The sequence below is a fragment of the Nonomuraea sp. B208 genome (assembly GCF_057536035.1).
Genome location: NZ_BAAJOU010000027.1, coordinates 1 through 12,887, shown reverse-complemented (window position 1 = coordinate 12,887; position 12,887 = coordinate 1). Strand labels below are relative to the sequence as shown.

General features: G+C 76.3%; 9 protein-coding genes and 1 riboswitch. Of the genes, 7 read left to right on the top strand and 2 right to left on the bottom strand.

Features of this window, described 5'->3' with window-relative positions; genetic code table 11:
- The first annotated feature begins 2 nt into the window (after nt 1-2).
- From AC27IY_RS31655 to AC27IY_RS31640, 4 genes are read left to right on the top strand one after another with little or no spacing between them, the layout of a single operon-like run.
- Nucleotides 3-557, top strand: a complete 555-nt coding sequence (locus AC27IY_RS31655; protein ID WP_423475913.1) for a histidine phosphatase family protein — start codon at nt 3-5, stop codon at nt 555-557.
- On the top strand, nt 554-2,725 hold the full coding sequence (locus AC27IY_RS31650) for a VWA domain-containing protein (protein ID WP_487180129.1): 2,172 nt from the start codon (nt 554-556) through the stop codon (nt 2,723-2,725). The genes AC27IY_RS31655 and AC27IY_RS31650 overlap by 4 nt, the downstream gene beginning before the upstream one ends.
- A 2-nt stretch (nt 2,726-2,727) precedes the next feature.
- Entirely contained in the window at nt 2,728-3,330 is a 603-nt protein-coding gene (gene cobO / locus AC27IY_RS31645) for a cob(I)yrinic acid a,c-diamide adenosyltransferase (RefSeq protein WP_371247813.1), read from the top strand.
- Complete coding sequence (locus AC27IY_RS31640; RefSeq protein WP_487180128.1) at nt 3,324-4,661, top strand: cobyrinic acid a,c-diamide synthase CobB; 1,338 nt, start codon at nt 3,324-3,326, stop codon at nt 4,659-4,661. The genes cobO and AC27IY_RS31640 overlap by 7 nt, the downstream gene beginning before the upstream one ends.
- On the opposite strand, the gene cobN is transcribed toward AC27IY_RS31640, so the two are convergent.
- Complete coding sequence (gene cobN / locus AC27IY_RS31635; RefSeq protein ID WP_487180127.1) at nt 4,616-8,431, bottom strand: cobaltochelatase subunit CobN; 3,816 nt, start codon at nt 8,429-8,431, stop codon at nt 4,616-4,618. The two genes, AC27IY_RS31640 and cobN, sit on opposite strands and share 46 nt — an antisense overlap.
- A 38-nt stretch (nt 8,432-8,469) precedes the next feature.
- Nucleotides 8,470-8,651: riboswitch (cobalamin riboswitch) on the bottom strand.
- 31 nt (nt 8,652-8,682) lie between these two features.
- On the opposite strand from cobN, the gene cobG reads away from it, so the two are divergent.
- The 3 genes from cobG to AC27IY_RS31620 are packed head-to-tail and all read left to right on the top strand — an operon-like array spanning nt 8,683 to nt 11,977.
- Nucleotides 8,683-9,879 (top strand): precorrin-3B synthase, encoded by a 1,197-nt coding sequence (gene cobG / locus AC27IY_RS31630; RefSeq protein ID WP_487180126.1) that lies wholly within the window; start codon nt 8,683-8,685, stop codon nt 9,877-9,879.
- On the top strand, nt 9,876-10,496 hold the full coding sequence (locus AC27IY_RS31625; protein ID WP_364446368.1) for a precorrin-8X methylmutase: 621 nt from the start codon (nt 9,876-9,878) through the stop codon (nt 10,494-10,496). Before cobG ends, AC27IY_RS31625 begins: the two co-directional genes overlap by 4 nt.
- Nucleotides 10,497-10,501: 5 nt before the next feature.
- A complete protein-coding gene (locus AC27IY_RS31620) occupies nt 10,502-11,977 on the top strand; it encodes a precorrin-2 C(20)-methyltransferase (RefSeq protein WP_487180778.1) in 1,476 nt (491 codons plus the stop codon).
- Here the strand turns inward: AC27IY_RS31620 and AC27IY_RS31615 are convergent.
- Nucleotides 11,968-12,732 carry a cobalt-precorrin-6A reductase gene (locus tag AC27IY_RS31615; protein WP_487180125.1) on the bottom strand — a complete coding sequence of 255 codons (765 nt, stop codon included), beginning with the start codon at nt 12,730-12,732 and terminating at the stop codon, nt 11,968-11,970. The genes AC27IY_RS31620 and AC27IY_RS31615 overlap by 10 nt on opposite strands.
- Nucleotides 12,733-12,887: the final 155 nt, after the last annotated feature.

The following is a 12,887-nucleotide window of genomic DNA, read 5'->3' as shown; positions in this document are numbered from 1 at the left end:
GGGTGCTGTTCGTCCGGCACGCCACGACGCCGGGCATGCGGGCCGCGTGCTTCCCCCGCGAGGAGGACGACGCCGACGAGGCGAGCTTGGCCAGGGCCGCCGCGCTGGGGTTCGCCGCGCTCCCCGCGTGGGTGGCCCCGGCCAGGGCCGCCCGGCGGACCGCCGCCGCTCTGGGGCTGGAGCCACGTGAGGCTCCGGCCCTGCGGGAGGCGGACTGCGGGCGGTGGCGCGGCCTGCCGTACGAGCGGGTCGCGCGGGAGGAGCCGGAGGCGCTGGCGAGCTGGCTGACCGACCCGGACGCCGCCCCGCACGGCGGCGAGTCCCTGGCCGCGCTCGCCGTCCGGGTCGCCGGCTGGCTCGAAGCGGCACGGGACGAGCCCGAGGCGGTCGCCGTCTGCGACGCCGGCGCCATCCGGGCGGCGCTCGGCCACGCCCTCGGGCTGGGCCCGCAGGCCACCGCACGTTTCGATGTGGCGCCCCTGTCCACCACCGAGCTGGTCGTCACGCGCGACGGCTGGCGGGTGGCCCATGTCAACCGGAAGGTCTGGAAGTCTTGATCGTCACCTATCCGTTCAGCGCCGTCGTCGGCCTCGACGACCTGAAGCTGGCGCTGGTGCTGAACGCGGTCTCGCCCCGGGTGGGCGGGGTGCTCGTACGCGGGGAGAAGGGAACGGCGAAGTCCACGATCGTGCGGGCGCTGGCCGCCCAGCTCCCCTCGGTGGCCGTGGTGCCGGGGTGCCGGTTCGCCTGCGATCCGGCCGCGCCCGACCCCGGCTGCCCGGACGGGCCGCACGAGCCGGGGGCCGAGGGCGTGGAACGTCCGGCGGCCCTGGTGGAGCTGCCCGTGGGCGCGTCGGAGGACCGGCTGGCCGGCTCGCTCGACGTGGAGCGGGCGCTGACGGAGGGCGTGAAGGCGTTCGAGCCCGGCCTGCTGGCCGCCGCTCATCGCGGCGTGCTGTACGTGGACGAGGTGAACCTGCTGCACGACCACCTCGTGGACCTGCTGCTCGACGCCGCCGCCCTGGGGACGTGCTACGTCGAGCGCGAGTCGGTGTCGGTACGCCACGCCGCCCGCTTCCTGCTGGTGGGGACCATGAACCCGGAGGAGGGCGAGCTGCGCCCGCAGCTCCTGGACCGGTTCGGCCTGACGGTCGAGGTCCGGGCGTCACGGGACCCGGAGGAGCGGGCCGAGGTGGTGCGGCGGCGGCTGGCCTTCGAGGCGGACGCGGCGGCGTTCGCGGCCCGCTGGGCGGCGGAGGAGTCGGCGCTGGCGGCCAGGATCGCCGCCGCCCGCGCCCGCGTGCCCGGCGTGCGGCTGCCGGACGCGCGGCTGCGGCAGATCGCGACGGTGTGCGCGGCGTTCGAGGTGGACGGCCTGCGCGCGGACCTGGTGACGGCGAACGCGGCGATCGCGCACGCCGCCTGGCAGGGGCGCGACGCCGTGACCACCGAGGACGTGCGGGCGGCGGCCCGGCTGTCGCTGCCGCATCGCAGGCGGCGCGACCCGTTCGACGCGCCGGGGCTGGACGAGCGGCTGCTTGAGGAGCTGCTGGAGCGTACGGCGGGGGACGACGAACCCGGGCCCGGCGACGATGACGGCGGCGGCCGGGGCGACGACGGCAGCGGTCCGGGGAACGGCGCCGGCGGTCCGGGCGATGACGGCAGTGGTCCGGGCGGCGACGGCGGTCCTGGCAACGACCGTCGCGGCCCCGGCGGCGACGGCCGTGGTTCGGCGGGAACGTCGCCACCGCCCGCGGACGCGGCGGGGCCGGACGGCGCGGGCATGGGCGCGGGCATGGGCGCGGACCCGGCTTCGGCGCCGGCTCCGGCTTCGGCGAGCGCGGGACCAGGATCGGGCGGGCGGGATCACGCCGGGCCGCCGGACTCCGTGGAGCCCTCGGACGGCGCGCTGCCCGGCGACGCGCACCGGGTGGCGGGGGTGGCGGCGCCGTACCGGGTGCCGTTGCTGGAGGTGCCGGGGCTCGGCGAGGGCGCGGCGGGCAGGCGGTCGCGGTCGCGGACCCGGCGCGGCCGCAGCACCGGCTCTCGCCGCCCGGACGGCCCGATAGGCGACCTGCACGTGCCGGCGACGCTGCTCGCGGCGGCCCCGCACCAGCGCGGACGCGGCCGCCACGGCACCGGCCTGGTGCTGCGCGGCGACGACCTGCGTGAGGTCGTGCGCGAGGGCCGGGAGGGCAATCTCGTGCTGTTCGTCGTGGACGCCAGCGGCTCGATGGCCGCCCGCAAGCGGATGACCGCCGTCAAGACCGCCGTGCTCAGCCTGCTGCTGGACGCCTACCAGCGCCGCGACAAGATCGGCCTGATCACCTTCCAGGGGACCGGCGCGCGGGTGGCGCTGCCGCCCACGTCGTCGGTGGAGGCGGGCGCGGCCCGGCTGCGGTCCCTGCCCACCGGCGGGCGCACGCCCCTGGCGGCGGGGCTGATCCGCGCGGCGGAGGTGCTGCGCGTGGAGCGGCTGCGCGATCCGGCGAGGCGGCCCCTGCTGGTGCTGGTGACCGACGGCCGGGCCACGGCGGGCGGCGACGTGGACCGGGCCGCCGCGCTGCTGGCGGGCACCGCGTCGGTGGTCGTGGACTGCGAGAGCGGGCCGGTCAGGCTCGGCCTGGCCGTCCGGCTGGCGTCCCGGCTGCGCGCCCGCCTGGTGCCCCTCGACTCCCTGGCCGACCTCGGGGCGGTCGTCCGTGACTACAGGAAGGCGGTCTGATCATGCCGCAGGGAAAACCGGCCGTCGTGCCCGACGACGGCCTCACCACGCGCCAGCGGCGGACCCGGCCGCTGCTGATGGTCCACACCGGGCCCGGCAAGGGCAAGTCCACGGCCGCGTTCGGGATGGCGCTGCGCGCCTGGAACCAGGGGTGGCCGATCGGGGTGTTCCAGTTCGTGAAGTCGGCCAAGTGGCGCATCGGCGAGGAGCGGGCGCTCAAGGTGCTCGGCGAGAGCGGCGAGGGCGGGCCGGTGACCTGGCACAAGATGGGCGAGGGCTGGTCGTGGATCCAGCGGCCCGGCACCGAGGAGGACCACGCGGCCGACGCCCGCGAGGGCTGGGAGCAGATCAAGCGCGACCTGGCGGCCGAGACGTACCGGTTCTACGTGCTGGACGAGTTCACGTACCCGCTGAAGTGGGGCTGGCTGGACCTGGACGACGTGCTGGCGGCGCTGACGGCGCGGCCGGGCAACCAGCACGTCGTGATCACGGGGCGGGACGCGCCCGAGCGGCTGGTCGAGGCCGCTGACCTGGTGACGGAGATGGGCAAGGTGCGCCACCCCATGGACGCGGGGCAGAAGGGGCAGAAAGGCATCGAGTGGTAGTTCCCCGGCTCGTCATCGCGGCCCCGTCGTCGGGCAGCGGCAAGACGACGGTGGCCACGGGGCTGATGGCGGCGCTGCGGGCGCGCGGGCTCAGGGTGTCGCCCCACAAGGTGGGGCCCGACTACATCGATCCGGGCTACCACGCCCTCGCCACCGGCCGTCCCGGCCGCAACCTGGACCCGTGGCTCGTCGGCGAGCGGCTGGTCGCGCCGCTGTTCCTGCACGGCGCGGCCGGGTGCGACGTGGCGGTGGTCGAGGGCGTGATGGGCCTGTTCGACGGCAAGGGGGACACCGGTTTCGCCTCGACCGCGCACGTCGCGACGCTGCTGGACGCGCCCGTGGTGCTGGTGCTCGACGCGGCCAGGCAGAGCAGGTCGGTGGCGGCGGTGGCGCACGGGTTCGCCACGTTCGATCCGCGGGTGCGGGTGGGCGGGGTGGTGCTCAACCGGGTGGGCTCCGACCGGCACGAGGAGCTGTGCCGCTCCGCGCTGGCCGCCGCCGGGGTGCCGGTGCTGGGGGCGATCCGCCGCGACGACGCCGTGGCCACGCCGTCCCGGCATCTGGGGCTGGTGCCCGCCGCCGAACGGAAGGCCGAGGCACTGGCGGCGGTGGACCGGCTGGCCGCGCTGGTGGCCCGCTCGTGCGACCTGGACGCGCTGCTGCGGCTGGCCCGCTCGGCTCCCCCGCTGGGCGGGTCCGCCTGGGAGCCGCCGCCGGGCGCTCCTGGCGCGGCGGGCGGCCGGACGGTGGTCGCGATGGCCGGCGGGGCGGCGTTCACCTTCGGCTACGCCGAGCACGCCGAGCTGCTGCGGGCGGCCGGGGCCGAGGTCGCCGTCTTCGATCCGCTGCGCGACGAACGGCTGCCGGACGGCGCCGGCGCGCTCCTGATCGGCGGGGGCTTCCCCGAGATGTACGCCGCCGAACTGGCCGCCAACGAGCCGCTGCGCGAGCAGGTCGCCGCCTTCCCCGGACCGATCGCGGCCGAGTGCGCGGGACTGCTGTACCTGTGCGACGAGCTGGACGGCCGGCGCATGTGCGGCCGGGTCCCCGGGCGGGCGCGGATGACGTCCCGGCTGACGCTCGGCTACCGGGACGCGCTCGCGTTGCGGCGCTCGCCGCTCACCAGGGCGGGCGAGCGGCTGCGGGGACACGAGTTCCACCGCACCGCCGTCCGGTACACCGGCGAGCCGCTGTTCCGCTGGGACGGCGGCCACGACGGGTACGGCGACCCCGGCGTGACCGCGTCCTACCTGCACCTGCACTGGGCGGGCGCGCCGCACCTGGCTCAGCGGCTGGTGTCGTCCTCCAGGTCGCCCTCGGTCTTGAGATAGACCTCGCGCAGGCCGCGCAGGACCTCCGGGTCGGGGTGCTCCCACATGCCGCGCTGGGCGGCCTCCAGGAGGCGTTCGGCGATGCCGTGCAGCGCCCACGGGTTGGAGCGGGCCATGAACTCCTGGTTCTCGGGGTCGAGGACGTAGGTCTCGGTCAGCTTGTCGTACATCCAGTCGGCGACCACGCCGGTCGTGGCGTCGTAGCCGAACAGGTAGTCGACGGTGGCGGCCAGCTCGAACGCGCCCTTGTAGCCGTGCCGGCGCATGGCGGCCAGCCAGCGCGGGTTGACCACCCGCGCGCGGAAGATCCGCGAGGTCTCCTCCGACAGGGTGCGGGTGCGTACGGCGTCCGGGCGGGTGCTGTCGCCGACGTAGGCGGCCGGGGCCTTGCCGGTGAGCGCCCGTACGGTGGCGATCATGCCGCCGTGGTACTGGAAGTAGTCGTCGGAGTCGGCGATGTCGTGCTCGCGGGTGTCGACGTTCTTGGCGGCGACCGCGATGCGGCGGTAGGCGTCTTCCATCTGCGGGCGGGCGGCGACGCCGTCGAGGTCGCGGCCGTAGGCGTAGCCGCCCCACACGGCGTACACCTCGGCGAGGTCGGCGTCGTCGCGCCAGTTGCGGCTGTCGATGAGCGGCAGCAGACCCGCCCCGTACGCGCCGGGCGCCGAGCCGAAGATCCGCATCGTCGCCAGGCGTTCGTCGCCGCCGGACGCGGCCACGTGGGCGCGCACGTAGTTGTCCTCGGCCGGCTCCGGGAGCGACGCGGCCAGCCGTACGGCGTCGTCGAGCATGCTCACCACGTGCGGGAACGCGTCGCGGAAGAACCCGCTGATGCGGACCGTCACGTCGATGCGCGGGCGGCCCAGCTCGGCGAGCGGGATCGGCTCCAGCCGGGCGACGCGGCGCGAGGCGTCGTCCCATTCGGGACGGACGCCGAGCAGGGCCAGGACCTCGGCGACGTCGTCGCCCGCCGTGCGCATGGCGCTGGTGCCCCACACCGACAGCCCGACCGAGCGCGGCCACTCGCCGGTGTCGGCGCGATAGCGCGCCAGCAGGGACTCGGCCATGGCCTGGCCGGTCTCCCAGGCCAGGCGGCTCGGCACCGCGCGGGGATCGACGGAGTAGAAGTTGCGGCCGGTCGGCAGCACGTTGACCAGGCCGCGCAGCGGCGAGCCGCTGGGCCCTGCGGGCACGTAGCCGCCGTCCAGGGCGTGCAGGACGTGGTCGAGCTCGTCGGTGGTGCGGGCCAGGCGCGGCACCATCTCGGTGGCGGCGAAGGCGAGCACCCGCGCAACGAGCTCCACCCGCTCCGCCGGCACACCGCCCAGCGCCGCGCGGGCGACGGTGGACCCCACCTCCGGGGCGACGACGGACCCCGCCTCCGGGGTGCCGCCCAGTGCCGCGCGGGCGACCGCGGACTTCACCTCCGGGGTGCCGCCCAGCGCCGCGCGAGCGACCGCGGACTTCACCTCCGGGGTGCCGCCCAGCGCCGCGCGAGCGACCGCGGACTTCACCTCCGGCGCGCCGCCCAGCACCGCGCGGGCGACGGCGGGTGCCGACTCGGGCGCCCAGTCGCGTTCCTCCATGGCCTCGACCAGGGCGCGGGCGACCGACTCCGCCCGGTCCACCTCGCCCAGCCCCCCCGTGCCGTCCTCCGCCAGGCCGAGGGCCTCGCGCAGGCCGGGCAGGGTCTCCCGGCCCGCCCACATCTGGCGGGCGCGCAGCATCGCCAGCACCAGGTCGACGCGTACCTGCCCGGTCGGCGCCTGGCCGAGCACGTGCAGGCCGTCACGGATCTGGACGTCCTTCACCTCGCACAGCCAGCCGTCCACATGCAGGATGAGGTCGTCGAACTCGCTGTCGTGCGGCCGGTCGGCCAGCCCCAGGTCGTGGTCCAGCCGCGCGGCCTGGATCAGCGTCCAGATCTGCGCCCGGATCGCGGGCAGCTTGGCCGGGTCCATCGCGGCGATCGTGGCGTGCTCGTCCAGCAGCTGCTCCAGCCGGGCGATGTCGCCGTAGGTGTCGGCGCGGGCCATCGGCGGCACAAGGTGGTCCACGAGCACGGCGTGCGCGCGCCGCTTGGCCTGCGTGCCCTCCCCCGGGTCGTTGACGAGGAACGGGTAGATCAGCGGCAGGTCGCCGATGGCGGCGTCGGTGGCGCAGGCCGCCGACAGGCCCGCCGACTTGCCCGGCAGCCACTCCAGGTTGCCGTGCTTGCCGACGTGCACCATGGCGTGCGCCCCGAACTCGGCCGACAGCCAGCGGTAGGCGGCCAGGTAGTGGTGGCTGGGCGGCAGGTCGGGATCGTGGTAGATGGCGATGGGGTTCTCGCCGAAGCCACGCGGCGGCTGCACCATCACCACCAGGTTGCCGGCCCGCAGCGCCGCCAGCACGATGTCGGTGCCGTTCTCGCCCTCGTGCACGAACAGCTCGCCCGGCGGCGGCCCCCAGTGCCGCTCGATCGCCTCCCGCAGCTCCGCGGCCAGGGTGCGGTACCACTGCTCGTAGGAGGCGGCGGAGATGCGGACCGGGTTGCCCGCCAGGTGCTCCTCGGTCAGCCAGTCCTGGTCCTGGCCGCCGGCGGCGATCAGCGCGTGGATGAGCGCGTCGCCGTCCTGCTCGGCTACGCCGGGGAAGCCGTCGCCCAGGTCGTAGCCGGCCTCGGCGAGCCGGGCCAGCAGCCGTACGGTGCTCGCGGGGGTGTCCAGCCCGACGGCGTTGCCGACGCGGGAGTGCTTGGTCGGGTACGCCGACAGCATGACCACCAGCCGCCGCGCGGCGGGCGGCGTGTGCCGCAGCAGGCCGTGGCGCACCGCGATGCCCGCCACCCGGGCGGCCCGTTCGGGGTCGGCGACGTAGACGGTCAGCCCGTCGGGGTCGATCTCCTTGAACGAGAACGGCACCGTGATGATTCGCCCGTCGAACTCCGGGATCGCCACCTGGGAGGCGGCGTCCAGCGGCGACAGGCCGTCGTCGTTCTCCTCCCACGCCTGGCGCGTGGTGGTGAGGCAGAGCCCTTGCAGGATCGGCACGTCGAGCCCGGCCAGCGCGCCGACGTCCCATGCCTCGTCGTCGCCGCCCGCGCCGGCGGTGGCCGGGCGGGAGCCGCCCGCCGCCAGCACCGTGACGACCAGCGCGTCCGCCGCGCGCAGCGTGTCGAGCAGCTCCGGCTCGGCCGCGCGCAGGGACGAGCAGAAGATCGGCAGCGCCTGCCCGCCCGCGTCCTCGACGGCGGCGCACAGTGTCTCGACGAACGCGGTGTTGCCCGCCATGTGGTGCGCCCGGTAGTAGAGCACCCCCACCACCGGGCCGCTGGTGGAGCGGGCAGGGCGTTCCAGCCGTCCCCAGGTGGGCGCGGCGGCGGGCGGCTCGAACCCGTGCCCGGTCAGCAGGACGGTGTCGGACAGGAACGCGTGCAGCTGCGCCAGGTTGGCCGGCCCGCCGTGGGCCAGGTAGGCGTGCGCCTCGGCGCACACCCCGCCGCTGACCGTGGACAGCTCCATCAGCTCGGCGTCGGGCGCCTGCTCGCCGCCCAGCACCACCACCGGGCGCGGCCCGGCCAGCAGCGCGTCCAGCCCCTCCTCCCAGGCCCGGCGCCCGCCCAGCAGGCGGACCACGACGAGGTCGGTCCCCTCCGTCAGGCCGGGCAGGTCCTCGGCGGTCAGCCGGGCTGGATTGCCCAGACGGTAGTCCGCGCCGCAGGCGCGGGCGCTCAGCAGGTCGGTGTCGGAGGTGGAGAGCAGCAGGACGGTACGGCTGTCGCCAGGCACGGCGCGTTCCTCCCTCGGGGTCCTCGCCCCGGTCGCGGGTGTTGCGACGGCAGGAGTCTCCTGGCTCCCGGATCGACGCTCACCCCGGCCTTCCCGCCCGTCGCCGGACAGTGGCCTTGTGGTGGGGTTCGCTCCCCGGTCACAGTGGCGGGACCGCGCCGGATTCGCACCGGCTTCCTCCCTTTGCCATCGCCTACGCCGAAGCTTACGGCAGGAGCGACCCGCCCCAGAAGTGGCGTTACGATCCCTTCGTGCCCGTAGGTGAATTTCCCGGACGTACGCGTCCCGATGCCTGTCCGGGGGCGCTGCAGGTGCACGAGGCCGCCGACGGCCCGCTCGCCCGCGTGCGCCTGCCCGGCGGCGCGGTGTCGGCCGCGCAGCTCCGCGTGCTCGCCGCCTGCGCGGCCGAGCTGGGGGCGGACGTGATCGAGCTCACGTCGCGGGCGAACGTCCAGGTGCGGGGCCTGCGCTCGCCGGACGTCTTCGCCCGGCGGATCGCGGCGGCCGGGCTGCTGCCGTCGCCCGCCCACGAGCGGGTCCGCAACATCGTGGCCTCCCCGCTGAGCGGACGCGGCCCGGACGGGCTGCTGAACGTGCTGGCCATGGCCCATGCTCTCGACCGGGCCCTGTGCGCGCGGCCCCGGCTGGCCGGCTTACCGGGACGCTTCCTGTTCGCCCTGGACGACGGCACGGGCGACGTCGCCGGGCTCGGCGCCGACGTCACGTACGCGGCGACGAGGCTCGGCGCGGACGTCTCGCACGCGACGGCCGGGAGACTGCTCCTCGCCGGAACTGACACCGGACTGATCGCCGGGCCGGACGCGGCGATCGCGCTCATGATCGACGCCGCCGAGGCGTTCCTCGACGAGCTGCCCTCCGGCGATGACCGCGCCTGGCGCGTCCGCGAACTGGACGACGGCCCGGCCCGAATCGCCGCCCGCCTGCGCGGCGGCGCGAACCAGCCCGTCCCGGACTCGGCTCACCTCCCGCCGCCCCGTGCAGGCAGGCCAGCGGCGGGCCGGAATGTGCAGCGGGACGGGCGGGTGGCCGTCGAGGCCGTCGTGCCGCTCGGGCGGTTGACGTCCGGCCAGGCCCTGGCGCTCGCGGACACCGGTCACGCTGTGCGGTTGACGCCCTGGCGGACCGTCGTGCTGCCGGACCTCTCCCCCGCCGAGGCGAACCGGGCCGGGAAGGCGCTCGACGCCATGGGGCTCGTCACCGACCCGGACTCCCCCTGGGCCGGCGTCACCGCCTGCACCGGCCGTCCCGGCTGCGCCAAGGCCCTCGCCGACGTACGGGCGGACGCCCGGCGCTGGGTGGAGGGCCTGGACCGCGCCCCCGCCACCCCCGTCCACTGGGCGGGCTGCGAGCGCCGCTGCGGCCTGCCGCGCGGCCCGGTCGTCCAGCTGATCGCGACCACGAACGGATACGAGGAACGCCACCCTTGAGCGACTACATCCGCGACGGCGCCGAGATCTACCGGCGCTCGTTCGCGACCATCCGCGCCGAGACCGACCTCACGGGCCTGCCGCCCGAGGTGGCCCAGGTGGCGGTGCGCATGATCCACGCCTGCGGCATGACCGACCTCGTCAACGACCTGGCCTGGTCGCCCGGGGCGGTCGTCCGGGCCCGCGAGGCGCTGCGCGGCGGCGCGCCCGTGCTGTGCGACGCCATGATGGTCGCCTCGGGCGTGACCAGGCGCAGGCTGCCCGCCGGCAACGAGGTGCTCTGCACGCTGGGCGACCCGCGCGTGCCCGAGCTGGCCGAACGGCTCGGCACCACCCGCAGCGCCGCCGCCCTTGAGCTGTGGCGCGACCGCCTGGAGGGCGCGGTGGTGGCGATCGGCAACGCGCCGACCGCGCTGTTCCGCCTCCTGGAGCTGGTCGCCGAGGGCGCGGGACGCCCGGCGGCCGTGCTCGGCATCCCGGTCGGCTTCATCGGCGCGGCCGAGTCCAAGCAGGCGCTGGCCGGCAGCGACCTGGAGTACCTGGTGGTGCACGGCCGCCGCGGCGGCAGTGCCATGACGGCGGCGGCGGTCAACGCCATCGCTGACGAGACGGAGTGACGACGTTGACAGGACGCCTGTACGGGGTCGGCCTCGGTCCCGGTGACCCCGAGCTGGTCACGGTCAAGACGGCCCGGCTGATCGGCGAGGCCGACGTGATCGCCTACCACGCCGCCCGGCACGGCCGCAGCATCGCCCGTTCGATCGCGCTGCCGTACATGCGCGACGGCCAGGTCGAGGAGCTGCTGCTCTACCCGCTGACCACGGAGACCACCGACCACCCGGGCGGCTACCAGGGCGCGCTCGACGACTTCTACGCCGACTGCGCCGAGCGGCTGGCCGCGCACCTGGACGCGGGCCGGACGGTGGTGGTGCTGGCCGAGGGCGACCCGCTGTTCTACGGCTCCTACATGCACCTGCACAAACGCCTCGCCCACCGCTACCCCACCGAGGTGGTGCCCGGCGTCACCTCGGTCAGCGCCGCCTCCGCCGTGCTCGGGCGTCCGCTGGTGGAGCGGGACGAGGTGCTGACCGTGCTGCCGGGCACGTTGCCCGCCCCCGTGCTGGCCGAGCGGCTGCGCGACACCGACTCCGCCGCCGTGCTCAAGCTGGGCCGTACCTTCGGCAAGGTCCGCGACGCGCTGGCCGAGGCGGGACGGCTCGACGACGCCTGGTACGTCGAGCGCGCCACCATGGGCGCCGAGCGGGTCGCGCCGCTCAAGGACGTGGACCCGGCCGGCGTCCCGTACTTCTCGCTGGCCCTGCTCGCGAGCCCGGCCGAGCGCACGTTCGTCTCGGAACGTCCGGCGGCGGAGGGGCGGGGCGAGGTGGTCGTGGTAGGGCTGGGCCCGGCCGGGCGGCCGTGGCTGACGCCGGAGGCGCAGGAGGCGCTGGCCGCCGCGACCGACCTCGTCGGCTACGGCCCGTACGTGGACCGCGTGGCCCCCAACCCGCGCCAGCGCCGCCATCGCACGGACAACCGGGTCGAGGCGGAGCGGGCCAGGCACGCGCTGGAGCTGGCCCGCGACGGGGCCCGCGTGGCGGTCGTGTCGTCCGGCGACCCGGGCGTGTTCGCCATGGCCAGCGCCGTGCTCGAAGCCGCCGCGGACTTCCCCGGCGTGCCGGTGCGGGTCGTCCCCGGGCTGACGGCGGCGCAGGCGGTGGCCGCCAGGGCGGGCGCGCCGCTCGGCCACGACTACTGCGTGCTGTCGCTGTCCGACCTGCTCAAGCCGTGGGAGGTCGTGGCTGACCGGCTGAGCGCCGCCGCGCGGGCCGACCTGGTGCTGGCGATCTACAACCCGGCCTCGCGCAGCCGTACGTGGCAGCTCGGCGCCGCCCGTGGCCTGCTGCTGGAGCACCGGACGCCGGACACCCCCGTGGTGATCGGCAGGGACGTCGGCGGCCCGGAGGAGAGCGTCACCGTCACCACGCTCGGCGAGCTGGACCCCGGCCAGGTGGACATGCGCTGCCTGCTGATCGTCGGCTCCTCCACGACCCGCGTCAACGGCGGCGTCGTCTACACCCCGCGCCGCTACCCCTGAACCCAGGCCACCGCCGCCGCCACGCTGTCCACCGTACGGACGCCCGGGGGCGGCGGCGGCCGGTCCACCATGATCACCGGCAGTCCGGCCTCGCGGGCCGCGACGAGCTTGGCCGTGGTCATCCGGCCGCCGCTGTCCTTGGTCACCAGCACGTCCAGGCGGTGCTCGCGGATGAGGGCGCGCTCGCCCTCCACGGTGTACGGTCCCCGGTCGAGCAGGACGTACGCGTTCGCGGGGACCGGCGGCTCGGGCGGGTCCACCGATCTGGCCAGCAGCCACACACCCGGCAGCGGCGCGAAGACCGGCAGGCTGCGGCGGCCGGTGGTGAGGAAGACCCGCACCTCGCCCGGCGCGGCGGCACCGGCCCTCCAGTCGCCGCTGACCAGCAGGTCGGCCGCCGCAGGCAACGAGCCGACCCGCAGCCAGTCGTCGCCCGGTCCTTCGCGCCAGCCCGGACGGCGCAGCGCCAGCAGCGGCACGCCGGTCGCCGCCGAGGCGGCCGCCGCCGAGGCCGTCATCCGCTCGGCGAACGGATGCGTGGCGTCCACCAGCACGTCGATCCGCTCCCGCGTCAGCCAGGCGGCCAGCCCCTCCGCGCCGCCGAACCCGCCTTCGCGCACCTCGCCCACCGGCAGCCGCGGGTTGCTGACCCGCCCGGCCAGCGACGACACGACGTGCAGCGCGGGATCGGCGGCCAGCTCGGCGGCCAGCGCGCGGGCCTCGGCGGTGCCGCCCAGAATCAGGACCCGCCGCACGCCCGGTCCCCGCCCGCGCCGCCGTCCCTGCCCACGCCGCCGTCCTCGGCCGCGCCGCCGTCCCTGGCCACGCCATCCCTGCCCGCGCCGCCGTCCTCGGCCGCGCCGCCGTCCCCGGCCGCGCCGCCGTCCCCGGCCGCGCCGCCGTCCCCGCC